This is a genomic window from Paenibacillus agaridevorans (assembly GCF_003112455.1).
GTDB classification, from domain to species: domain Bacteria; phylum Bacillota; class Bacilli; order Paenibacillales; family Paenibacillaceae; genus Pristimantibacillus; species Pristimantibacillus agaridevorans.
Genome location: NZ_BDQX01000187.1, coordinates 30,171 through 54,376, shown reverse-complemented (window position 1 = coordinate 54,376; position 24,206 = coordinate 30,171). Strand labels below are relative to the sequence as shown.

23 protein-coding genes and 1 pseudogene are annotated in these 24,206 nt (G+C 53.8%); 2 read left to right on the top strand and 22 right to left on the bottom strand.

Translation table 11 applies throughout. The annotated features are described in order from the left end of the window. Positions 1–28 precede the first annotated feature (28 nt). The 10 genes from PAT3040_RS18130 to PAT3040_RS18085 all read right to left on the bottom strand — a co-directional run bounded on the left by PAT3040_RS18130 (position 29) and on the right by PAT3040_RS18085 (position 10,144). Positions 29–934, bottom strand: a complete 906-nt coding sequence (locus tag PAT3040_RS18130) for a glycosyltransferase family 2 protein (protein WP_108993842.1) — start codon at positions 932–934, stop codon at positions 29–31. After that, positions 934–2,055 carry a glycosyltransferase family 1 protein gene (locus PAT3040_RS18125; RefSeq protein WP_108993841.1) on the bottom strand — a complete coding sequence of 374 codons (1,122 nt, stop codon included), beginning with the start codon at positions 2,053–2,055 and terminating at the stop codon, positions 934–936. The genes PAT3040_RS18130 and PAT3040_RS18125 overlap by 1 nt, the downstream gene beginning before the upstream one ends. Then, positions 1,946–3,139 (bottom strand): glycosyltransferase family 2 protein, encoded by a 1,194-nt coding sequence (locus PAT3040_RS18120; protein ID WP_108993840.1) that lies wholly within the window; start codon positions 3,137–3,139, stop codon positions 1,946–1,948. The genes PAT3040_RS18125 and PAT3040_RS18120 overlap by 110 nt, the downstream gene beginning before the upstream one ends. Then, complete coding sequence (locus tag PAT3040_RS18115) at positions 3,099–4,268, bottom strand: glycosyltransferase family 4 protein (RefSeq protein ID WP_108993852.1); 1,170 nt, start codon at positions 4,266–4,268, stop codon at positions 3,099–3,101. The genes PAT3040_RS18120 and PAT3040_RS18115 overlap by 41 nt, the downstream gene beginning before the upstream one ends. Positions 4,269–4,292: 24 nt before the next feature. After that, positions 4,293–5,174: a UTP--glucose-1-phosphate uridylyltransferase GalU gene (gene galU / locus PAT3040_RS18110; protein WP_108993839.1), complete on the bottom strand. Its 882-nt coding sequence runs from the start codon at positions 5,172–5,174 to the stop codon at positions 4,293–4,295. Between the two features lie 22 nt (positions 5,175–5,196). Continuing rightward, positions 5,197–7,029: a polysaccharide biosynthesis protein gene (locus PAT3040_RS18105; RefSeq protein WP_108993851.1), complete on the bottom strand. Its 1,833-nt coding sequence runs from the start codon at positions 7,027–7,029 to the stop codon at positions 5,197–5,199. Positions 7,030–7,145: 116 nt separating this feature from the next. Further along, positions 7,146–7,814, bottom strand: coding sequence for a CpsD/CapB family tyrosine-protein kinase (locus PAT3040_RS18100; RefSeq protein WP_108993838.1), 669 nt, complete (start codon positions 7,812–7,814; stop codon positions 7,146–7,148). Further along, positions 7,804–8,499 carry a YveK family protein gene (locus PAT3040_RS18095; RefSeq protein ID WP_108993837.1) on the bottom strand — a complete coding sequence of 232 codons (696 nt, stop codon included), beginning with the start codon at positions 8,497–8,499 and terminating at the stop codon, positions 7,804–7,806. Before PAT3040_RS18095 ends, PAT3040_RS18100 begins: the two co-directional genes overlap by 11 nt. A 103-nt stretch (positions 8,500–8,602) precedes the next feature. Next, entirely contained in the window at positions 8,603–8,998 is a 396-nt protein-coding gene (locus PAT3040_RS18090) for a helix-turn-helix domain-containing protein (protein WP_087566703.1), read from the bottom strand. 495 nt (positions 8,999–9,493) lie between these two features. Next, positions 9,494–10,144 carry a YfbR-like 5'-deoxynucleotidase gene (locus PAT3040_RS18085; protein ID WP_108993836.1) on the bottom strand — a complete coding sequence of 217 codons (651 nt, stop codon included), beginning with the start codon at positions 10,142–10,144 and terminating at the stop codon, positions 9,494–9,496. A gap of 119 nt (positions 10,145–10,263) precedes the next feature. Between PAT3040_RS18085 and PAT3040_RS18080 the strand changes: the two are divergent. Further along, positions 10,264–10,896 (top strand): annotated as a pseudogene (locus PAT3040_RS18080) (ABC transporter substrate-binding protein); the annotation flags it as partial. After that, the gene (locus PAT3040_RS18075; RefSeq protein WP_108993834.1) at positions 10,893–12,905 is read left to right on the top strand and encodes an iron ABC transporter permease; all 2,013 of its coding nucleotides are present in this window, start codon (positions 10,893–10,895) and stop codon (positions 12,903–12,905) included. The pseudogene PAT3040_RS18080 and the gene PAT3040_RS18075, both read left to right, overlap by 4 nt. Positions 12,906–12,975: 70 nt before the next feature. On the opposite strand, the gene PAT3040_RS18070 is transcribed toward PAT3040_RS18075, so the two are convergent. From PAT3040_RS18070 to PAT3040_RS18015, 12 genes are all read right to left on the bottom strand, one after another. Next, entirely contained in the window at positions 12,976–13,842 is an 867-nt protein-coding gene (locus PAT3040_RS18070) for a 5'-3' exonuclease (protein WP_181376698.1), read from the bottom strand. Positions 13,843–13,913: 71 nt separating this feature from the next. After that, positions 13,914–15,152: an aminotransferase class I/II-fold pyridoxal phosphate-dependent enzyme gene (locus tag PAT3040_RS18065; RefSeq protein ID WP_108993832.1), complete on the bottom strand. Its 1,239-nt coding sequence runs from the start codon at positions 15,150–15,152 to the stop codon at positions 13,914–13,916. After that, positions 15,149–15,523: an arsenate reductase family protein gene (locus tag PAT3040_RS18060; RefSeq protein ID WP_108993831.1), complete on the bottom strand. Its 375-nt coding sequence runs from the start codon at positions 15,521–15,523 to the stop codon at positions 15,149–15,151. Before PAT3040_RS18060 ends, PAT3040_RS18065 begins: the two co-directional genes overlap by 4 nt. Before the next feature lie 426 nt (positions 15,524–15,949). Continuing rightward, the gene (locus tag PAT3040_RS18055) at positions 15,950–16,927 is read right to left on the bottom strand and encodes an RluA family pseudouridine synthase (RefSeq protein WP_108993850.1); all 978 of its coding nucleotides are present in this window, start codon (positions 16,925–16,927) and stop codon (positions 15,950–15,952) included. 99 nt (positions 16,928–17,026) lie between these two features. Further along, positions 17,027–17,680, bottom strand: coding sequence for a cob(I)yrinic acid a,c-diamide adenosyltransferase (locus PAT3040_RS18050; RefSeq protein WP_108993830.1), 654 nt, complete (start codon positions 17,678–17,680; stop codon positions 17,027–17,029). A 66-nt stretch (positions 17,681–17,746) separates the two neighbouring features. Continuing rightward, positions 17,747–18,961 (bottom strand): aminotransferase class I/II-fold pyridoxal phosphate-dependent enzyme, encoded by a 1,215-nt coding sequence (locus tag PAT3040_RS18045; RefSeq protein WP_108993829.1) that lies wholly within the window; start codon positions 18,959–18,961, stop codon positions 17,747–17,749. Positions 18,962–18,979: 18 nt separating this feature from the next. Further along, positions 18,980–19,471, bottom strand: a complete 492-nt coding sequence (locus PAT3040_RS18040; protein ID WP_087566798.1) for an Lrp/AsnC family transcriptional regulator — start codon at positions 19,469–19,471, stop codon at positions 18,980–18,982. A 101-nt stretch (positions 19,472–19,572) separates the two neighbouring features. Beyond that, on the bottom strand, positions 19,573–19,965 hold the full coding sequence (locus PAT3040_RS18035; RefSeq protein ID WP_108993828.1) for a spore coat protein: 393 nt from the start codon (positions 19,963–19,965) through the stop codon (positions 19,573–19,575). Between the two features lie 40 nt (positions 19,966–20,005). Next, positions 20,006–20,227 carry a hypothetical protein gene (locus tag PAT3040_RS18030; protein ID WP_258235036.1) on the bottom strand — a complete coding sequence of 74 codons (222 nt, stop codon included), beginning with the start codon at positions 20,225–20,227 and terminating at the stop codon, positions 20,006–20,008. A 98-nt stretch (positions 20,228–20,325) separates the two neighbouring features. Next, on the bottom strand, positions 20,326–21,483 hold the full coding sequence (locus tag PAT3040_RS18025; protein WP_108993826.1) for a Ger(x)C family spore germination protein: 1,158 nt from the start codon (positions 21,481–21,483) through the stop codon (positions 20,326–20,328). After that, entirely contained in the window at positions 21,480–23,033 is a 1,554-nt protein-coding gene (locus PAT3040_RS18020) for a spore germination protein (protein WP_108993825.1), read from the bottom strand. Before PAT3040_RS18020 ends, PAT3040_RS18025 begins: the two co-directional genes overlap by 4 nt. Beyond that, the gene (locus PAT3040_RS18015; RefSeq protein ID WP_108993824.1) at positions 22,987–24,114 is read right to left on the bottom strand and encodes an endospore germination permease; all 1,128 of its coding nucleotides are present in this window, start codon (positions 24,112–24,114) and stop codon (positions 22,987–22,989) included. Before PAT3040_RS18015 ends, PAT3040_RS18020 begins: the two co-directional genes overlap by 47 nt. Positions 24,115–24,206: the final 92 nt, after the last annotated feature.

Here is a 24,206-nt window from a genome sequence, read left to right as displayed (position 1 = left end):
CTTCCCTGTGTAATGGCCGTCAACCCGTCTAGACGATCGTGCGCCGTTTCGTTCGATGAATGTACATATACAAGGCGATGCCCAGCGGCAAGGCCAATAGTGTCGTCAGCTTGCGCGGCGACTCCGCGACGAATGCTGCATTGCGCAGCATGAGGCTGCTGGACACATAATGCACCGCCTCGCGGAATCGGTCCTTATAGGTCGGAGCATGACGCATGGCCGTCTTGCGAAAAAAAGCGAACCCTCGCGGATTGCGAAGATACTGCTTGACCATGTTCATGCTGGAGCCGTCGGCCCGGTATTCGACGATGCAGACAACTTCGTTTAAAACGAGCAGCGGAGCTCTCTGGTCGATCAGTATGTACTTGTACGACAGCGGGCAGTACTTCTCGCCCTCATACAACGGGTACGGCGGACAATCCCGGGTCAGCTCCGAACGGTAGACCAGCTTTTTATCCCCCTTGACCCCATGCTTCGCGTACAGGTCGGATAACGTTGTACTGGTCAAATGCTCCGGCATGCGCGATCCGATGACGGCGCCGTCGGTCGCCGCATCAAGCGCCACGATGCCCGCGTATTCGTCTCCTCCCTGCTCCCGCCAGCAGGTTAATATCGTCTCTACCGCGTTGTCCGCCATATAATCGTCGGAGTCGATGCAGACATTCAGCTCCGTCCCGATGTTTTCGTATGCCGTGTTGTGCGCGCCGTGCATGCCCTGATTTTCCTGGTATACGTACCAGATCTCGAAATCGGCTTCCAAGGTCCACCTCTTGACAAGCTCCGCCGTATCGTCGGTAGAGCCGTCGTCCACGATCAGCCAGATGAACGTCTTGCACGTCTGCCGCAGCAAGCTCTCGTAACAAAGGTGAAGCGTATAGGCTCGGTTGTAGGTCGGCGTAAAGACGGTCAGCGGCGGCAAATCCTCCTTGTTCATTAACCCTTCCCCCCCGCCCCAATGCGGGCTCTGTAAAAATCGCCAAGCCAGTCCGCCATGGATTCCGCGTCATAGCCGCTTTCCCGAAGCTGGCTTCTAGTGTCGGCATGCTCGTAGCTCGCGCCGAGCACCGCGGCGCTCCATGCTTCCGGCGACAGCTCGAGCGGGAGAAAGCTTACCCGGCCCGTAATGTCCGACTCCTTCGTAATGCGGTCGGAGACGATACAGCGAAGTCCCGCGGCCTGCGCCTCGACTAGAACGACGGGCAGGCCCTCGAACAACGAAGGGAAAAGGAACAGATCCATAGCCTGCAGCAGGGCCGCAATATCCCCGCGCACGCCCAGAAATCTCACGGCATGCACAATGCCCCGCTTCTCCGCCTCCTTCTCCATTAGTTGCCGCAGATGACCGTCGCCCGCCAGCACAAGCAAAGTGTTCGGGTTGCGACGATGTACGGCCTCGAATACCTGGAGCAGGAAGCGATGATTTTTCTGCTCGTTAAATCGGCCTATGTGGCCGATCACGATGGCGTCGCCGGCTCCGAGCTCCTCGCGAACCGCTTGCCTGACGTTTTCGTTGTACCGGAAATCCGCCGCATTCACCGCGTTGTGCAAAACGGTCACCTTGGAAGACGAACCTCCCCGCTTGCCGAACAGCCACTCTCCGGCACGCTCCGAACACGCAAAATAGTCGCTGGGATGGTCCTTGATTGCCATCCGGGCATACAGCCGGAAGGGATATTTGTAATCCAGCCCCAGATCGCTGAGGTGACTGTGAATAATGCGGCAAGGCACGCCGGCTTGGCGGGCCGCGCGAAGCACGAAGCCGCTGTTTTCGTTCATATGGGAGTGGACGATCTTGTATTGCCGGTTGACCGCAAAGAAGGCATCCAGCTCGCGGAAGTAACGCCGATAGTTGCCCGGCTTGATCTGCGGCATGCGGTAGATATGGCCGCCGAGCGCCCGAATCTCCGCATCATAATGGCCCTCCTCCATACGATGGACGAGGAAGTCAAATTGAATGCCTTTCTCCCGCATTTGACGGTAATAGTTCATGAGCATCGTCTCCAGCCCGCCGCGATTCATGATCGTAACGACCTGCAGAATTCGGAGTGGTTTCACGGTTATTCCTCCCAATCGGCTTCTTGGTACGCACTGCTTCCATGGCAATCAGCATAACGAATACCGGCAGCGTCAATCGCATGCCCGCCATGCGATAGAATAATCGCCAGTGCGGCGGGCATGGCCCGGAGCGGAAGCGCAGCAGCGCCTTGCTGTAGGTCTCGTGCCGCAGCAACTGTCTCAGCTCTCGCAGCTTGCCCCGCATGGAGGAGGGATTGCTGCCGCTGACGATGTTCAGTCCCAGTCCCAGCACGTTCATCGCAATCCGATTAGAGAGCCGCTGCCGGCTCTGCTCGTCCTCGCTCCCGCCATTGTCCAGGTAAGCCGACTCCAGACAGCCATACAGGTTCAGGAACCGCCCGGCCAAGTCAGGTTTATAGCGGGTGGTAATGGACTGCTCGTTCGCCCGCCAGTAATGATAATAAGGCCGATTGAGAAACACGAAGGAACGGGCTCGGGTACAGACCGACAGATTAAATAAGGTATCTTCGTTGCTGCCGATGAGGGCAAGATCGGTGAAGGTAATTTCGTCCAGCAGTTCCGCCCGGTACAGCTTGTTCCAAACCGTCCCCCAGGCGTCCAGATGTTCGGGCTTCGACACTTCGTCGCCTATAGGCCCCAGCAGTCTGTCCGCTATGCGCAATCGCACCTCGTCGCCGCGATACGCGACATAATCGGGCATGTCGAACCGCTTCGGCCTGGCGAAGCCGCCGAACTCGCTCACATAGGCGCACATGACGATGTCCGCATCCTCCCGCTGCGCCGCATCCAGCAGCTCGGCATACATGCGGCGATGGATCCAGTCGTCCGGATCCACGAAGCCGATGTAATCTCCCGTGCAGCGCCGCAGGCCGGTTGTACGGGCAAAAGCCACTCCTCCATTAGGGACATCGATAATGATCAGCCTGGGATCCCGCCCGGCGTATTCCGCTAATAGAGTCAGGCTTCCGTCTGTAGACCCGTCGTTGACGGCGATGACCTCCAGTTCTCCATGCGTCTGACTCAGCAGACTGTCAAGGCAGCGAGGCAAGTATCGCTCCATGTTATAGATAGGCACGACGATACTGATCTTCGGATTCCTCACGCGTCACCTCCGACATCAAGGTCAAATACATCTCTCCCAGCTCTCCCATCACCTGCTCCAGCGAATAACGGCGCGCCCGTTCCGCTCCCCGCCCGCCCATGCGGCGTCTGGAGTCCCGGAAGTAATAGAGCAGCTGCAGCCGGCTGGCGAACGACTCTACGTCTCCGGCCTCGACGATAAAACCCGTTCGACCTTCATCGATGAGCTCGTTATGACCGCGATTGCGAGTCGCGACGATGGGCAGACCGCATGCCATCGCCTCCATGACATTGACGGGCAGCCCTTCCCTGATACTGGACGCCACGGCCGCGTCGCACATGGGATAAAGCTCATCGAGATCGTCCCGATAGCCGAGGAACTCGATCATATGCGCGACGCCGAGCTGGATCGCCAGCGCTCTGCACTCATTAAGCAGCGGACCTTCGCCGGCAAGCAGCAGCCTTGCGCCAGGCACCTTACCCTTTAGCTTGGCAATCGAATAGATCAGCAGACGATGGTTTTTGTTGCTATTAAATTCAGCGGCATAGATCAGCAGGAAATGGTCGGGGCCGTAATTGAACCTCTCGCGTCTCGCCGTCTTCTCTTCTTCGCCGATGGGAGCGTACCATCCGGTATCGACTCCGACGCCGTGCACATGCGCAATCATGCCCGCTTTGAACGCGGATCGTCCGGCCCTTCCGTAATCTTCTTCATTAATGGTCACGAGACAATCCGTATGGGCCGACAACCATCGTTCGACGGGATAATAGAGCAGCCAATTGAGCAAGGGTGCTCCCTTAAAGAAATGAAAGCCATGAGCCGTGTAGATGACTTTGGTCCCCCTTGTCCGAGCCTCCCTGGCGGCAAGTCTGGCCAAGGCGCCTCCCATGGGCGTATGACAATGAATCATGTCGTAGCCTTCTTTGTCGATAATGGCCTTCAGCATGCGGTAAGCCGACACGTTCTCCTTCTTTAGCGGTGACCGATGTATCGGCAAGTCGAACTTTGCATCCGTATACGGCAGGTCGAGCGCGCCGCTGGCGGCCACATGCACTTCCCAGCCCATTTCCTGAAACCACTCCATAACAGGCAGATGGAAGGCTCTGAAGTGATAGTCCACCGTCGCGCAGAACAATATTTTCGGTCGCATGGACATCGCGTTTTCTTCCGCGCCCTATTGAGGCGCGGTCTCCTTCTCCAGCGTACGGGTCAGATACTCCAGCAGCTCGAATCGGAGCTCCTCCCGCTTCAGCGCGAATTCGATTGTCGTCTGAATGAATCCCATCTTTTCGCCGACATCGTATCGTTTTCCGTCGAACTCGTAGGCGAATACGGCCCGAGTCCGATTAAGGGCGGCGATGGCGTCCGTCAACTGGATCTCCCCTCCGGAGCCTGGCGCCTGTTCGCCGAGAATATCAAAGATTTCCGGCGTCAGAATGTAGCGGCCCATAATGGCCATATTGGAGGGCGCCTTCTCGCGGCTGGGCTTCTCGACCAGATGGTTGATGCGATGGAACGAAGGCTCCATCTCCATCCCGTCTACTATGCCGTAACGGGAGACGGCTTGCTCCGCGACGCGCTGCACGCCGATGATGGACGAGCCGTATTGTTCATACTTCTCGATCATTTGTCTCAAACACGGCTTGGGAGCGTCGATAATGTCGTCGCCGAGCAGCACCGCGAACGGTTCGTCGCCAATGAACTTGCGCGCGCACCAGATGGCATGGCCGAGACCGCGCGGCTCCTTCTGCCGGATATAATGGATGTCGACCATATCCGACGACTTCCGCACCTCCTGCAGCAGCTCGAACTTGCTTTTGGCCGTCAGCACTTGCTCCAGCTCCATGGAGTTGTCGAAGTGATCCTCGATCGCGCGTTTCCCTTTGCCCGTCACGATAATAATGTCCTCGATGCCGGACTGGATCGCCTCCTCGACGATGTACTGAATCGTCGGCTTGTCTACGATGGGCAGCATTTCCTTCGGCATCGCCTTCGTCGCCGGCAAAAATCGGGTCCCGAGACCCGCTGCCGGGATGATCGCTTTTCTAACCTTCATGTTTATACCGCTCCCTTCTCATCTATCCCGTAATGGTCGCCAGATTCGACTGCGAATCCGGAACGACATGATTCGCCAGATCCAGCAGCCTGACTTTCAGCTCCGCGCCGTTCATGGCCGGGAAATCCGCAATGATCGCTTCGATCTCCTCGAACAGAATGACGGACGCCTTGCCGACGTAGATCTTTGGATATACCTGCTGTTCCGTAACTTCCTTATCCCCCAGCATTTCTTCGAACAGCTTCTCGCCTGGCCTGATGCCGGTGTACACGATTCCGATCTCTTCGACGGCGTAACCCGACATCCGGATGACGTTTTGAGCGAGTTCCGTAATCCGTACCGGCTCCCCCATGTCGAGCACGAAAATTTCTCCTCCCTTTGCCAGCGCGCCTGCCTGGATCACAAGCCTTGATGCCTCCGGAATGGTCATAAAATAACGAACCATATCCGGATGCGTCACGGTGACCGGACCGCCCCGCTCGATCTGCTTCCGAAAGAGCGGGATGACGCTGCCCCTGCTGCCAAGCACGTTGCCGAACCGTACCGCGACAAATTTCGTCGAGCTGACGCGGTCCATATGCTGGATGATCATCTCGGCAAGCCGCTTGGTGGCTCCCATGACGCTGGTAGGATTGACGGCTTTGTCGGTGGAGATCATAACGAAAGTCTCGACGCGGGCTTTGCCTGCCGCTTTTGCCGTGTTCAGCGTGCCCAGCACATTGTTCTTGAACGCTTCCTCCGGATTCCGCTCCATCAGAGGCACATGTTTGTGAGCCGCCGCATGGTAGACGACCTGTGGACGATGGTGCAGCATGACCGACATCATTTTATCCGCATCCTGAAGGTCTGCTATTTCCGTATAAAACTTGATTTTCGAATCCTTGAACATCTCCTTGAGCTCCAGCTCTACCGCGTAGATGCTGTTTTCTCCATGACCCAGAAGCACCAGCTTCTCCGGCAGGAACCGCGAAATTTGCCTGCACACCTCCGACCCGATCGATCCGCCGGCCCCCGTCACGAGCACCACCTTGCCCGTTACATAACCGGAGATGCTGTCGATGTCGAGTTCTACGGGCTCGCGTCCGAGCAGATCCTCGACTTGCACGTCGCGGAATTGCGTTACGGAGATGCGGCCTGTTGCCAGATCCTCCAGCATGGGAATCGTCTGCGTCTTCGCCGATGTCTTCGCGCATTCCGTATAGATGTCGTACAATCCCTTCTTGCTAAGCGACGGTATCGCGATAACGATGTTGTCGATCTCGAACGCCTTCGCCTTCGACACGATTTCTTTCACGCTGCCGCATACCGGAATGCCCATAATATCCAGATTCAGCTTGTGCGGATCGTCATCGACGAAAGCGACCGGATACAGCTCGGTTCCGGAGTTGCCCAGAAGCTGCCTGACGAGCATCGTGCCTGCTGAACCCGCTCCGACGATCAGCGTCCGCCTGCGTTTGCCGCTATGCCGGTTAAATCCGCCCCTGACAATTCTCCATAGGAGCCTCGATCCGCAGACTAGCATGAGATGGATAAGCCATATCGTGATCAGCAGCCGCCACTCCGCCTGTTGGTAGGCCGCAAGTCCCGCTAGCCCGACGACGGCAACCGACAGCGTGACCGCTCTAAGAATAATGAGAAGCTCGCCAATGCTTGCGTACTCCCAAGCTTTTTTGTAGAGCTTATAGACCGTAAAGAAGCCGTGATGAGCAGCCAGAAGCGCCGCCGCGACGAATAAGTAGGGCGTCCCTCCATTCTCATATGCAGGCTCCAGGAGCAAACGGCCTAACCATACGGCAGCGGCAACAATGGCCGAATCCAGCAGAACGAGCAGCGACAGCCTTCGTCGATACGTCATCTTCATCCTCACCTTTCTTGTTTCAACCACCAGTTGTTCTTTATTAAGAACATGTTGACATGAGTCAACGTTTTTTTCTTAAGCCTCGCCGCAAAAAAAGCGTTATCCGATCGGGATCATCTAACGCTTCTTTTATTCAGGATCGCTCCAATAATGTTCGCTCCGGCGAATGTCAACGCCTGCTTCGCTTCCAGCGCCTTGGCTTTGGATGTCCTTCCAAAGCGGAGAAGAAGAACAACTCCGTCACACTTGTTTACGAGCACATTGGTATCAGGTGCCGAGAGCACGGCCGGACAATCAATAACGACCCGGTCGTACAGGGAAGCTGCAGCCTCCAACACTTCCTTCATGCGATAAGAATCCAGCATATCGGTGGAATAGGTATGCTGAACGCCGCTCGTAAGCAGATCCAGACCTTCAATCTCGGTCGGTTGAGCCGCTTCCTTTAACGTCAGCTGGTTGCCAAGCACGCTGGACAAGCCGGGAGACATCTGGATGCCGAACAGCTTGTGCAGAATGGGATTTCGAAAGCTCGCATCGATAAGAAGAACACGCTCCCCTCTTTGCGTCATGCTGATGGCCAAATTAACGGCGGCAGTCGACTTTCCGTCTCCCTCCGAGGGGGAAGTAACGATCAGAGTGCGAATGCTCTTGCCCTCCGAGGCGAATTGGATATTGTTGCGGATGGAACGGAATTGCTCGGAGACTCGGTGCCCCGGATGCAAAAAAGTCATCAGACTGCGGTTAACGATTTTTTTGGCGATTTTCGCTTTCTCACGGACCAATACTCTCACTCCTTATTATCGCGGACTTCGGCTTCCTGATCTGCTGAGTTACGGAACGAGATTTGATCCCCGATACCTGCCCCAGCATATTCAGTCCCAGCCTCGTCTCCACATCCTGTTCCGTACGGACGGAATCGTCCAGCGACTCCAGCAAGAAAGCCAACGTTATGCTTAGAATCAGGCCGACGATAAAGGCGATATACACAATCGTATTGCTTGTCGTATTTATCGGAACGGGATTGGGCTCGGCGGCTGTCAGCAGCCGGATGTTATGAACGCCAAGCGTATCCATCGCTACCTCCCGGTAATGATCGACGATCGCATTCGCGACATCTGCCGCCCGTTCGGGATGACTGTCGAGCACGCTGATAACCGTAATCAGAGAGGAGTCTACGCTGTCAACGCGAATCTGGCTTCTGAGCTGTCCCGGCGTAGCATTAAGCTGGAGCTCGTTGATGACTCCGTTCAGAACGATCGGCTCGCGTACGAGCGCTCTGACAGTCGTCATCATTTCGCTGTTGGCGGAGATGATCACGCGAGTGGACGATACGAAGACTTGCGGCTCCGGCCTAGAATTGTACAGAATGCCAAGTACTGTGAGCAAGCCGGTAATAAGCGCGATTAACCATAACCTCTTTTTTATCGTCTGAAATACAATTCTCAAGTCGATTTCCCTGGTTTCCATTCATACACCCACTCATATCGTTAGTTATATAGAACACTAACCCAAGTGTAGTTCTTTATATAGAACATGTCAATACGGTTGAACTTCAAAATTTTGTGAACTTTTAGTGATCGATGTGGAGAATGATAATGTTCGACGTTTTCTTTTTGCCGGGCACGAGCCCCTCGTCCTTCCACTTATGCGATCTCACCAGGTCCTTCAGCGCGCGGAAATCCCCGGAGCTCATCCCCTCGTCGACCGCGTCACGCAATATCGAATGCCATTCCTCGTCGAGCACATCCTCCACGGATACTTTGGGAGCAAGCTCTTCGCCGAGCAGATATTCCATATTGGTGTCCAGATGATAGGCGATTTTGGCCAGCACCTGAAGGGAAGGATTGTTTTGCACGTTGCGTTCGATGTAGCTCAAATACGATTTCGATACGCCCGCCAGATCCGCGAGTTTCGTGATCGAATATCCTTTCTTTTCCCTTAGCGATTTGATCCGTTCCCCAATCATAGTCGTCTCCTTCAATCAGATTAGATCCGTATCGATGGCCTTAGCAAACGTAACGGTTATCGGGAAGTCGTTATAACGTACATTTCCTTTATTGTAGTTCTTTAAAGAGAACAGGTCAATACCCGACATGATAGGCTTTTCATGAAAAAAGATTCATAATCATTCGTTATAGTGAACAACTTAACTTTGGCGCTCTTTGCAGCTCTGATGCTGTTAAAAAGGGCCTCCGCCTTTAATTCGTGGCGTGGCCCATTGACGTTTGCTTCGATACCGTAGTGATCCAGTGTTCTAGACGCATCAACATCGCATTGTACTCGGTTTTTCATACACATTGGTCCTCATATCCCCGCCAACGTCGCATTGTGCTCGGTTTTTCATACACATCTGTCTCTACGCCCCCACCAGCGTCGCATTTTTCACGCCAAAAAAGCTGACTGCTCGTCCGCCAAGGAGGCTCGAGTAACCAGCTTTAGTTCCGATACAACATAGTAGCCTTCATTGCTCCATCCCGTTCCGCCTGCCGCCAAGCGCTTCGTCCGTAATGCTGCGAATGTCGACCCGAGAGACGATTTCGTCGTTCACCATGTCCGGCAATATTTGATCCAAAAAATAATCGACGCAGTGCAGTCGGATATGACTGATCTTGATTAACGCATGACGGTACATCTCGATAAATTCCTTCTCGGTGTTGCCGCGCTTGAGCTCCGCAAACGCCTCGTATACCTGGTCGAGCTTGTCTGCCACCTCCAGAATCAGACCCTCCGTCGAATTGTCCTTCCCTTCCTGCAGCTGTCTGCGGAAAATCGGCTTGAATTCCTCGGGAATATGTTCTTCGATGAAACGATCAACCATCCCTTCCTCTACTTGCTGAATCAACGCTCTGAGCTCTCTTGACGCGTGTTTGACCGGCGTCTTGATATCGCCGATAAATATTTCACCGTAATCGTGACTGCTCGTAATTTCGTACAGCTTCTTCCAATCGACGGTAACGCCGTTTCTTTCCTCGATGTCCGCAAGCGTTTTGGCGTATTGAACGACCTTCCACGAATGGGCCGCGACGCTGTGTTCCTCGAATTTAAACTTGCCCGGGCATCTGTAAATTCTCTCTAACTCGTTAAGCGACCAAAAATATTGATGAATCCCCATCTGGGAAACCTCCTTGCCTTGTCTAGGCTGCGTATATTTGTTTATCACGAGCTCTTTGTCAGTATAATGTTCTACTGTTATCTCGGGATGAAAGCAGATCGCCACTTTCGTAAAAACAATTAAAGCCGGATCTTATTATCTCGAATACAGACAATAACGATGCGATCTACAATCAACTTAATGATATAGCGCCTACGATTGAATTTGATCCCTATCCAAATGAAGGGGACGCCTATACCGGGATGGTCAACGATTTTAAAACCATTGCTGCTGCAGTAGGCAAATCGGCGGAAGCCGATAAAGTACTCGCAGACCTTGATGCTCATTATGCAGCGGCCAAGGAAAAACTTGCGGCAGCCGGCAAAGACAAATTCAATTACGTCATTACCCAAGCCTTCAGCAGCCAGAATGCCGCTACGTTGAGGATGTTTACGGATACGTCTACAGTCGTTCAAACACTCGATCGTATCGGGTTAACCAGCGACTGGAAATCGGAGAAATTCGAGAAATATGGATTTACAGATACCACCTTTGAAGCTCTGCCGGCGGTCAGCGACTCCAATTTCATCTACATCGTTCAGGAAGACGATAACGTTTTCGGCGACTCGGTAAAGGATAATAAAGTTTGGAACGGTTTGAGTTTCGTCAAGGAAAATCGGACTTACGGCATAGGCGGAGACACATGGACCTTCGGCGGTCCCCTCTCCTCCAAAGTATTGGTTGACCGCGTTGTTGCAGCTATAACGAAATGAGAATCATTGGTTTATTCGGGGGCGGCTTAGCCGTCCTCTTGATTCTGTTGATAGCCAGTCTGTGCTTCGGAGAAGCGCAAATCACTTTCAAGATCGTCCTTGATGCTTTATTCCATCGTCAGGATCAGCTCTTGCATAATTTGATATGGGATATGCGCATGCCTCGCGCGGTATTAGGATTATTATCCGGGGCAGGGCTTGCAGTAGCCGGAGTCTTGCTGCAAACCGTTACTAAAAACCCGCTGGCTTCCACCGATACGCTTGGTATCAATGCCGGCGCGTATTTTATGGTTGTTGCTGGAACGATCTATTTCCCCAGCCTGCTTCACACGTCGCCGTTTCTTTTTGCCGCCGCTGGCGGAAGTTTAGCTGCGATGTGTGCTTATGTTCTCGGAGGCGGTCGAGCTTCGAGTCCCATCCGACTAGCTCTTGCCGGCATGATCGTAGCTATGGTCATTGGTTCCTTTACAAGCGCTCTGCATATCTTCCATGCGACAGAAACACAGTCGCTGTTTTTATGGGGATCGGGCTCGCTCTCCCAGCTTGATTGGAAAGGCGTTGCGTATGCCTGGCCTGGTGTCATCGCTGTTATAATCATTGCTTTTTTTATGGGCAAACAATTCGATGTATTAAACCTGGATCAATCCACTGCCGCATCATTAGGACAAAGGGTAGCTCTAACCCGCTTTGCAGGCTTGGCGATTGCGGTGCTTGCCGCATCAGTCGTAGTCAGCGTAGCCGGACCGATCGGATTCGTAGGTCTTGTCGCCCCGCACTTGGTGCGTCTTAGCGGCTTGCGCAAGCACAATTGGCTTATTCCCGCCGCTGCTCTATGGGGAGCCGTATTGCTCACAGCGGCAGACATTCTGACACGCATGATTCGCAGCAGCATGGGCGAGATGCCCGTAGGCGCGATGATGGCAATCATCGGAGCACCATGGCTAATCTGGCTCATACTCAAAAAGATGAAGGGGATTAAGGGCTCCTTAGCCGCTTCCATGTCTATTGGCAGAAATCGCGTTCATATTCGCTTCCCGCTACTCGCATCCATCATGCTTCTTCTGGTTGTCTCATTCATTCTTGCAAGCATGACGATGGGCGGCGCACGTATTCCGCTAAGTCAGTTATTCGCCAGCTTGATTGGATCCGACGAAGCGGAATCCTACTCCATCCTCTTGAATTTGCGATTGCCTCGCACCCTGGTTGCAGCAGCCGCTGGAATAGCACTGAGCGTTAGCGGAGTTCTGATCCAGGCTTCCGTTCGCAATCCTTTAGCCGATTCTTCTATCCTGGGGGTGACCTCGGGGGCTGGTTTCGGAGCGCTGCTTGTGCTTATTGCATGGCCTCAACTTCCGATCGTATTTCTTCCGATCGCCGCTGTAGGCGGAGCTATAATTGCCGCGGCCGTCATATTCCTGTTCGCGTGGCGAAAGTCGCTTAATCCGTCGGTTCTTATTCTTCTGGGGATCGCGGTATCCGCTATCGGCTCCGCGGGCATTCAAGCCCTTATCGTACTTGGGCCATTATGGGGCAGTACGGGCTATATATGGTTGACAGGTTCGACTTACGGTCGCACATGGGATCAATTTAATATCATCTGTCTATTTCTGGCCGTGCTCCTTCCGCTTGCGTGGTGGCTCGGTCGCAAGTTTGATTTGCTCGCGTTTTCTGACGACAGCTCAATTGGATTCGGTTTATCCGTGCGCAGAACAAGACTCGCTGCAATGACTGTAGGCGTTCTTCTCTCTGCAAGCGCTGTCGCTACTGTAGGGACCGTTGGTTTTCTAGGCTTAATCGTCCCTCATATGGTAAGAAGCATAATCGGGCATAACACGCGGCAATCCATCATATTATCAAGCTTGCTCGGGGCTCTGTTTCTTGTATTGGCCGACGCTATCGGTCGAACGATACTTGCTCCCGTCGAAATCCCATCCGGCCTACTAATTACATTAATTGGCGCGCCTTATTTTCTATTTTTAATGTTTCGGTCACATACAAAAAGGCTATAAACAAACAGCTCGTAAAGGGAGACCTCTACGAGCTGTTTGTTTATAGCCCTCTGCTTTGGATCTGTGTTGTCTAGCTAATCAAAGCGACCAGGCTTTTGAACTCCAGCTCCTCAAATTTGCTGAGAACGAGCTGGCGGTCATATTGCCAGCCGCAGCTGTCGATCTGCGTATCCAGCGGAGCATCGCAGCGAATCGTCGCCAGCTGGCGGGATAGATGCAGCATCTCGATATCGGCTTCGATCTTGGCGCGGATCGTCTTCGAGACGGCCTCCAGGTTAGCTAGCAGAACATCGATAGAGCCATGCTCCTGAATAAGCTTAAGCGCGGTCTTCTCGCCAATGCCGCGAACGCCGGGATAATTGTCGCTTGTATCGCCCATAAGCCCTTTGATATCAATGACCTGCAGCGGCGTCAATCCACGCTCCTCCAGCAGCACCGCCGGCGAATATACCAGGTAATTGCCGATGCCCTTCTTCATGATCGCAATGGATACCCGTTCATCCACCAATTGCAGTAAATCATGGTCGCCGGTCACGACAACAACGTCCGCGTGATGCTTAAAGCGCGAAGCCAGCGTGCCGATGCAGTCATCGGCTTCGTAGCCTTCGATGCCGACATTGGGTACGCCAAAGCTTGCAACGACCTCTTTGACAAGATCGAATTGCGGGATCAGATCCTCGGGCGCGGCAGGCCGATTCGATTTGTAACCGTCGTATTGCTCCGTCCGAAACGTCTTGCTTCCCATATCCCAGCAGCAGATGACATGCGTCGGGTCGAACTTCGATATGGCATCCATAAAGTAGCGGACGAAGCCGTGCACGGCGTTGACCGGCATGCCGCTGCTTGTCCGGCGAATGCTTCCCGTAAACGAGGTTGCGAAGTACGCGCGGAATAAGATAGCCATGCCATCCACCAACAAAACCTTTTGACCGTTCATCAATTAATCAGCTCCTGCTATGCTTGCATGTGCAAGTTATTGAAACACTTGATTTCGCGACTATGTTCTCCTCAATATCCTACCACATTGGACGAACGGATGAATACTCCGATTCTTGCCGCCGCTTCCAATAATCGGTCTTCGTTTTCTACCAGCGCGATACGAACATAACCTTCTCCCTCTGCGCCGAACGCTTCGCCAGGAATGACGACGACGCCGGTTGCCCTCAGCATTTCCTGGGAAATGGTTCTTGAGCCCCATACTTCTCCGTCGTTTCCCATTAGCTTGGGCAGCTTGGCCCATACGAACATAGTCGCTTTAGGCGCCTCAACTTCCCAACCGGCCTCGCGGAGCGCACGAACAAAAACATCTCTTCTCCGCTCGTAGATTGCGCTCGCAGCCGGCAGATAGGCTTCGCGATCATTGGACATCGCAGCTCGAAGCGCCGTTATGCCAGCCTCTTGTACAGGATCGAATACGCCATAATCGATGTTGCCTTTCAGTTCGCGCAATGCTGCAACGGCATCTCGATTGCCAGCAAGGAAACCGATTCGGCAGCCCGCCATGTTGAAGCTTTTGGATAAGGAATGGAACTCGACCGCCTGTTCAATCGCACCCGGGACTTGAAGAATGCTTGGAGGCAGCACGCCGTCGAAGCCCATCTCGGAGTAGGCCAGGTCGTGAACGACAAGCACATCGTGCTTACGCGCTTTAGCAATCAGCTTCTCGAAGAAATCCAGATTCGCAACAGCAGACAATGGATTATTAGGATAATTGAGCAGGATGAAGGATGCTCTATTCCATTCGTTCTCCGGTATGGCATCCAGATCGGGCAAGAAGTTATTATCCTCGCGAAGCGGCAGGAAGATGGATTCCACTCCGGCCAATGCCAGCGAAGCCGCATAGATGGGATAACCGGGATCCGGCACGAAAGCGGCATCGCCAGGATCGCAGACGGCCATTGCCAGGTGGGCCAGTCCATCCTGCGAGCCCATTAGCGTGACGATTTCCGCGGCGGGATCCACCTGCACGCCGAAGCGATAGTTCATCCACTCTGCCGCCGCTTCCCGGAAAGGCAAGCCGCTGCTCGTGGCTGGATAAGCATACATATCCTCTCTTAGCGCCGCATTTGCCAGCGACTGGCGAATCGCTGCGTCAGGCGGCTGGTCGGGACTTCCGATGCCGAGATCAATAATATCAATGCCATTTGCCGCCGCTTCGCGCTTCCACGCCGCAACCTCCGAGAAAATCGAGGAGCCCAGCTGGGACAACCGTTTCGCGCGGAATCGCCGACTTTTTACCTGGCTCATGATTTCCCCCATACTTCTGCATAGTGCTCTTCTTTATAGCCGATTGTCACTTGTTTGCCATCCGTCGCGATTGGACGTTTAATCAACATGCCATGTTGAGACAGCAGCTCCAGCTTCTCGTCTTCGCTCATCGAGGCGAGCTTGTCCTTTAGCCCAAGCTCCCGATAAACCTCGCCTGAAGTGTTGAACAGCTTCTTGAGCTCGAAGCCTCCCAGCTCCAGCAATGCTTTGAGCTCCGCAGCAGTCGGGGTATCCTCGTTAATGTCGCGTAGTACAACTTCGTTGCCTTTCTCCTTCAGCGACTTTACCGCAGCCTTGCAGGTGCTGCATTTGGGATATTGAATGATTGTAATCTTGTTAGCAGTGCTCATCGTGATGCTCCTTTCTACGATCGTTGTGCTTGTTTCCATTCTGGCGTGCCGCGTTGACGCCAATTCGAGCACATTGTGTATGATTTTTCATACTCATGTGCCTCGAACTCACCAGTTTGTGCGCATTGTGTATGATTTTTCATACTGATGTGCCTCGAACCCACCAGTTTGTGCGCATTGTGTATGATTTTTCATATACGAGTGCCTCGAACCTACCTGTTCGAGCTCAGTGTGTATGATTTTTCATACTCGTGTGCCTCGTTGACGCCAGTTTGTGCTCATTCTGTATGATTTTTCATACTCGCGTGCCGCGTTGACGCCAATTCGAGCACATTGTGTATGATTTTTTATATACGAGTGCCTCGAACCTACCTGTTCGAGCTCAGTGTGTATGATTTTTCATATTCGCGAGATCCTGCCGCGATGTCAACTCTTGCCGCGCAACACTGCCTCCAGTTGGATCAACTCGGGCGGCAGCGGCGCATGCCAAACCATGCGCTGCTTCGTCAAGGGATGAACGAAACTTAACGTCTCGGCATGCAGCGCTTGCCTGCCGACGGCTTGCTCCCAGCGCTCAATGCCGCCCTCGTCCGGCCCATAGAGTTTGTCCCCGATGAGCGGACAGCCGAGATGGCGCATATGTACGCGGATCTGATGCGTCCGGCCCGTCTCAAGCTTCAGCTTGATGCAGGCCGCCGCCCCTCCCCCTTCTTGCTCCGCGCCGAAGGTTTCCGCCGTTTCATAATGCGTAATGGACGGATACCCGTCGGGTCGAACGACTCGCAGATGGGGCCGGTCGCTGTCTCTGTCAATCGGTTCGTTTACGACCCCGCTAGACGGATCGGGCGAGCCGTATACATATGCGCGGTATCGCTTATCCACTTCACCTGCCTGGAGCTGCTCCGAAATTTGCTGGTGAACATACCCCGTCTTCGCGATCGCGACCAGTCCCGACGTCTCTTCGTCCAGCCGGTGAATGGGACGGAAGCGCACCCTCTCGCCGAGCGACTTCCAATGATACACGACGGCATTCGCTAGCGTGCCCGTGTAATGTCCGTGCGTGGGATGAACGATCATGCCTGCCGGTTTGTTTACGATGAGCAGACTCACGTCCTCGAAGACGATCTGGAACGGAATGTTTTCCGGCAGGATGTCGTCCGATTCTTCCCGCTCCATTCGCAGCCGAATGACATCTCCTTCGGCTACTTTGGCCGATGTGTACGCTCTCAGCTCGTTAACGGTCAGTCCATGCTCCGTCAGCTTTACTTGCGACAAGAGCTTGCGGGAGACGCCGAGGCGTCTCTCCAGTACCGTGCGAACTTCCTTCCCGGCGTCTTGCGCGTCGACCTTCACTTCAAGAGGCGGATAATAACGATCGTCCAAGTTTATGGTCGAAGCCGGCATCGCTTCGTCCCCCTTTCCCAAACGCCAAGTCTCCCCAACGACTTTGTCATGCGTAATGTCCAAGTTTCGTTCGTCCATTTGACGCAACACTCATTTCTTCTATTCCGTTTCACCCTCGGTCTTGCCTTTTCTTGCGCCCCCGGTCTTGCCTTTTGTTGTTCCTTCGCTATTTCCCTTGCCTTTGCCCTTGCCCTTGCGGAACACGTTCGCGCTTCGCACATATTCCGTATCCGGCACGCCGAGCTTGGCATTGGCGTAACGCGCCGCCGCGAACAGAAAGTCGGACAGCCTGTTCAAGTAAACGAGAACAGCTTCGTTAATGGCATGCTCGCCCGCCAGCGTCACCACCCTGCGCTCCGCTCTTCGGCATACCGTCCGGCAGACATGCAAGGCCGATGAGGCGCTGCTGCCTCCAGGCAAAATAAACTTCGTGATCTCCGGCGACTCCGCCACATATCCGTCCATCCATTGTTCGAGACGAACGGCCGGCTCGCCGTCCATCTTTAACGGAGCTCCTTCCTGCGCATACGCCAGATCGGAGCCGCAATCGAACAGCTCCTGCTGAATATCGATCAGCCTGCCTGCCAGATCGCGCAACTGCTCGTGTTTAACAGCTTCCGCCGCCGCCAATCCGACAAAGCTGTTTAACTCGTCGATCGTGCCGTAAGCCTCGACGCGGGCATCGTCCTTCCGCACTCGCCCGCCGATCAAGGAGGTCTCGCCTTTGTCTCCCGTTCTTGTATACAGCTGCATCTCTATTCCCAGCTCCTCTCTATGACAGCAAACAGCAGGCCGGACATCACTCCGACCTGCTGAAACCTATCCCTTCAACTTATGAACGAAATTGCCGATCCGATCGATCGCCTCCGTCAATTGAGTGACGGATGTTGCATAGGAGCAGCGCAGGTGGCCCTCGCCTCCCAGACCGAACACATCGCCGGGAACTGCAGCGACCCCGGCTTCTTCAAGCAGCCGCTGCGCGAATACTTCGCTGCTCAGCCCTGTAGAGGTAACGGATGGGAACGCGTAGAACGCGCCTTGCGGCTCGTGGCAGTCCAGGCCGATGTCCCGGAAGCCCTTAACAACGAGGCGGCGACGTTGATTGTACGACTCCACCATGCGGTCCTTTTCTTCCAGCCCGTGCTGCAGAGCTTCAAGCGCAGCGTATTGGGCCATGATCGGCGCGCACATGACCGTATATTGATGAATCTTGAGCATGGCCGCCAGCAGTTCGGAGTGTCCGCACATATAACCCATCCGCCAGCCCGTCATCGCGAACGCCTTGGAGAAGCCGCTGACGAGAATCGTGCGGTCCTTCATGCCGGGAACCGCCGCGAAGCTTACGTGCTTCGAACCGTAGGTCAGCTCCGCGTAGATCTCGTCGGAGATGACGATCAGATCGTTCTCCTCGACGACTTTCGCGATCGGCAGCCAATCCTCGTACGTCATGATGCCGCCGGTCGGATTGCTGGGATAACAGAGAATAAGAACTTTGGAGCGCGGCGTGATCGCCTTCTTGAGCGACTCCGCCGTCAGCTTGAACGCGTCGGCCGAGAACGTCTCGATGCCGACGGGAACGCCGCCGCTAAGCGCCGTTATCGGCGAATACGAAATATAGCAAGGCTCCGGAATAAGGATCTCGTCCCCCGGCGCGATCAGCGCGCGAAGCGCAAGATCGATGGCCTCGCTGCCGCCGACGGTTACGATCACTTCGTCTGCGGGGTTATACGCGATATCAAACGAGTCGTCCAAATATTGGCAGATGGCTTCCCGAAGCTCGGGCATGCCAGCGTTCGATGTGTATTGGGTCTTGCCTGTCTCCAGAGCATAGACAGCTGCCTCCCGTACGTGCCAGGGAGTAACAAAGTCGGGCTCTCCTACGCCGAGCGTAATGACGTCCTTGCGCGTGCTTACCAAATCAAAAAAACGGCGGATGCCCGACGGTTTAATCCCCCTGACCAGCGGGGACAAATAATCGCTCATCGATTGCCGCCGGGCGAGCCCTGAGGAAACCTCCAGCTCCTCTTTCATCATACGCGCCACCTTCTTATGTTACGGCGATACCATCAAGCGATGGTCACCTTCGTGCTCATCGAAGATAATGCCGTCCTGTTTGTATTTTTTAAGTATGAAAAATGTCTTGGTCGACAGCACCGCATCGATCGGCGAAAGCTTGTTCGATACGAACGAGGCGACCTCCTTTAAATTTTTGCCTTCGATCTCTACAAGCAGGTCGTAAGCGCCGGACATCAAGTACACGGATTTCACTTCCGGATATAGATAAATACGTTCGGCTATGCCCTCGAACCCTCTGCCGCGCTCCGGCGTAATTTGAACCTCGATCAGGGCCGTTACCTTTTCGTCGTCTACCTTGCTCCAATTGACAACGGTGGCGTATTTCACGATGATATGGTTTTCCTCCATCGCCGCGATGGCTTCCTTCACGTCTTCCAGGGGCACGCCTAACATCGTCGCGATCAACTCCGCGTCTCTGCGGGCGTCTTCCTTCAGCAGCTCCAACACTTTTAATTGCAGTTCCGTCATTCCACTACTCCTTCCGGCTCGCGATCCAAGGTTATAACGAATATTTTACAAGAAATACTCGGTTCCTGCAAAGGAAAAAAGAAAAGACCCCGACGGGGTCTCTAATTGAAATAAGACTGATGCTGCGATTGGCTTCCCTGCTGCTGCCCGCCAGCCGGCACATACATGGACTGCTGCTGACCGCCCAGATTCTGCTGAAGGAACTGCTTCGTTTGCTGCTGTGTCTGTTTATACTGCTGCGCCTGCTTGTCCAGTTCCTGACGAAGCGCCGGAGATGCCGTATTATACATATTCGCCTGCTGCATGGCCGTAAACAGCTGGCCTTGCGCGTTCAGCGTGTTGTTGAGCAGCTTCGTGAACAGCTGTCTCATGTCCGGGCATGTGGATTCCGTTGCTGCCGTTGCATATTCGCGAACAACCCGCTTGAGATCGGAAAGCACGGTGGAAGCCAAATCCTCTTCCGATAAAAGTTGCTTGTTGGCTTGATGGTTCATTGATTATCCCTCCACAAGTATTGGTTGCTTGACCGACCTGTTATTGCGGCTGCGTAGGAGCCACTTGCTGATGGTGCTGGATGGCGTGCATCAGCGAATCGTAATGTTGTTGATGCATGCTGATCATCTGCGTGCAGCAATTGCGGATTGCCGGCGTCATGGACGCCGCTACGACTGCGGCGCATTGCTTCATCAGCAGGTCCTCGTTGGACATGGAATCCGCTACGTATTCCAGTTCTTTGGCTGTCATTGGCTGTAGCAAGGTGATGCCTCCCTTATCTTGATTGGTGAAGATGCTTGGCCCCCCTGGAGCGCAAACATCATAGCTTGCCTTCCGTATTATGAGCCAAATCCTCCAAATTATGCTCCCTTCTTTAAAACAAACTTGCCGCTATCGCTCAGCATGAAGTCCACCTTGATCTTCGCAAGCGTCCCCTTGTTCGGAAGCCAATCTTCCTTCTCGATGTGTTCCTTCCAATACCGATTATGGTAGCGATACAGATAATGCTCGAGCTCCAAAAAGTCGACTCCACTTTCCCTGCCCGTATCGAACAGCGACTGGATCTGTCCTCGTACAAGTTCTTCTATGGACCTCTCGATTTCCTCCTTCGTCATCTCACTGTCCATTTCGACTAGCGATCCCGAAAGCTTAATTGTCATCGTAAATCGTGGATCCGCTCCCGCCTTGGAGACCTCCAGGCTGGACTTGGCATGTTTGATCGATACGGTGGCCGTTGATTCCCCCTGCCCCGCTTCTACGAACACTTGCTTGAACTCCGGATTCAGCCAACGGAGCCCTATAACGGTCTTTTCCGGGAAGTACCCCTTGTACTTAAAATCCTTGTAGACGAACACCCCCGATATAAGCTGGGTTGAGATGGGCTTTCCCCTCTTGCTCCAAAACGTACTGCTGCTGTTGATGACGGGAAGAAGCGTGAGTTCCTTCGGTTCCCTTATGGTCTGGACGACCAGTTGCATCTGAAGCGGTTCGATGAACGTGTATTGTTCTTCATGCGGCTTGGGCATGTAGAGAACGCTATAGAGCGGCGATTGATTAAAAAAGTTCTCTGTATTCAATACATTTTCGATATCGTCCGTCGTCCCGAAAATAAGCGAAGTGTACCTCGAAGCCCTATGTCGGTTCAGCGCGTCCAAGACATCTTCGATTTGATTTACGGCCCGTTCATGGATGAGTACGGTCTTAAGATGCTCCATATTAAGAGTCGCATATCCGGCGCGCATCAAATCGTAGAAAGCAAGCAGCGTGGAATTCCCCTTGCCGGTGCCTACCCACGTCTCCGCCGGACCTGAACCCGGAGCTTCCGTCTTGGCCACGGAAGCGAAATTGATCATCTGGCCATAGATGACGAACTTATCATCAACGTAATCGATCCCGAGAGCCGACACATAACTAACGTCTTGCAGGTTCACTTCGTCCCAACAGCCAGGGAGTATGGTGAGAGAAACAAGAGCCGCTGCCGCAATCCCGGTTCGGATCAGACGGGATAACGTAATCATGACCGCCTCGCTTTCTTATAGGAGGACCAAGGTTTATTTATAACCGCTACCGCAACTTCCTTGAAGCGAATAGGCGCCAACGGAGCCATATACGGGTGACCGAACGATTCCAGCGAGCACATGTACAACAGAACCGAGAACATCGAGACGAAGTAGCCGTACATGCCGAAGATGGATGACAGGATGAGCACATAGAACCGAATAACGCTGACGGAGCCGGCTAACGATTGGTTGACCAGCGTGAATGTCGACACGGCGGAGACAGCCGCAACGACCAGCATCGTCGGCGATGTTATGCCAGCCCGGATCGCAGCGTCTCCGATAATGAGCCCTCCGACGACGGATACCGTCTGACCTACGGGGCGGGGAAGCCGAACGCCGGCTTCGCGGAACAGCTCGAACATAACCAGCATAAGGAACATTTCCATCGTCGCGGATATCGGCAAGCCGATTCGGGACATGGTTACGGTAGCAAGCAGGGTAAATGGAATTTGATCCGTATTGAAGGAGCATAACGCTATCCAAAAGCCAGGCAGGAACATGGCGACGAACAAGCCGGTGAAGCGAAGCAGCCTCTCCATCGTGACGTAATAATAAGGGAGATGCGCATCTTCAGGCGATTTGATGAGCAATGTCATGTTGCCGGGGGCAATCAAGGCGGCCGGCGTGCCATCCACAAGGATTGCGACTCTCCCTTTCATGAGAGAATGAGCGACAAAGTCGGGACGGCCCACGTAATTCACCAGCGGAAACAGAGATTTGGGCCTGTCGCTGATGAGCTCCTCAAGCTCTCCCGCCCCTTGCAAACTGGGGATCAGGATGGAACGAAGCCGTCGCTTCGCCTCTTCCACTAGCTCAGGCTTGGCTTGATCGGCCATATAGAGAACCCCGATCTCCGTTTTGGTCTCCGTTCCGATGATGAAATATTCTACGTGCAGGTTTGGCGTCCTCATTCTCATGCGCACCAGGGCGATATTGACCGACAGCTTCTCTACGAAGCCGTCCCTCGGTCCCTTAAGAGATAACTCCATTGTAGATTCTTCGGGATTGCGGGAAGGCAAGTTTGCGATGTTGAACTCGTAAAACGATTCCCGGTCGGAAAATAGCAGGATAACGATGCCCGCGAACAAACACTCGAACAGCCGGTCTCCGTCACCTTCGGTTTCGTTGAACATATCGCTAGGATGGCGGCTCCATAATTCCGCAGACTCGCCATCATGAGCGGCATGTTCGGAATGCTCCTCGATGTCGACAGTTTGCCTATTACCGTACCCGTGAGCATTCCCCGTACGGAATGTAGATGTATGCTGCTTCCAATTTTCCAGCATAGGAATTAGGCCCATCTGGAACATTTGACCGTCAACCATGCCGTCGCAATAATACAATTCGCATTGGATGCCCGACTTGTCTTCTGCGTCGGGAACGCGCAGGACATGATGGAACACGTCCTTGCACGGTTCGATGAGCGCGCGGAATCTCTCCTTGCTTATCCGCTCGCTTTTGTCATTGCCGCTCGTCTCGCTCTGCTGATCCAGCTCTCGTCCGTCCATTGTCGCTCCTCCTTGCTTTCACAAATGTTAGACCGTATACGACGATAACCATACCGCAAGACACGATGCCGCCATAGAGATAGGAGAATCTGAGCACCCGCACATAATCGACCATATGATGAACCCAGTACAGGGACACTCCGCCAACTATCGCACCGATAAAGATTAGGCCGACGCTCCTCCGCTTCATCCTCCCGATGGGACTAAACTCTGCGATCAAATAAATGCTGAGCGATATTCGAATCATCGAACCAGACAACCACTGGTAGATAGCGAAAAAATCAACGTGCTCGAAATAACGCCCGATCGTGACGAGCCTCCACTGCGAGAAGGCCGGATATCTCATCTTCACTGCCTCGAAGGGGCCGAATTCCGATATCGCGCCCGTTACCGGTCCGACTGCAAGCAGTGCCAGGAAAGCGACAAGCACAATCAGATGCCAGCGCTTGAAGGAGGACTTGAAGTGATGATGCATAAGCAGAAGCAGGAACAGCTCGCCGAACGCAGTAATAGAATACAACGAAGCTTGCAAGACCGGGGACATGCCATTCTCGAGCATGGGGAGCAGATAGCGGTAATCCTTGTGCGGCATATTGGCCGTCATGACGAAGTCGCCGACAAGGACAACAACAGGAAGCAGCAAGCAACTGATGAATGCAATCGTTCGCAGTCCCAAACTTGCCGCATACACGCATAACCCGATAAACACTATCAGAACCGCGATGGGAGGCGTGCTGCTAAGGTACGTTGTCTCCGCCCAAGAGACCGTTACAATCAGCGTTTCAGTTGCCGTTACGAACGCGAACAGAATCATGTACCCAATAAACATCCAAGCGACGGGCAAGGGGAGTCGTTCCTTCATCCAGCGGTCAAGCCGCTTGCCTTGCAGCTTGGACAATGCTCCAAACAGCGGAATGGCCGTCCAGGGCAGGATAAAGATCAGGGCGACGAAGACCGCCATCCAGGCGTCTCTATGTGCGGCGCTTAAGATCAGCGGTACGACGAGTACGTGATTGACGAGACCAACGGATAAAACCATAATGCATGCGGCCGGAAATATGCCGAACGGCTTGATTGACATATGGCATTCACTTCCTTACAACCAAAGGTTGCCCAGAACTGGCGGCCTGAATGCATGCAATTGAGGAATATTTCCTTTCATTTAAAGAAGCC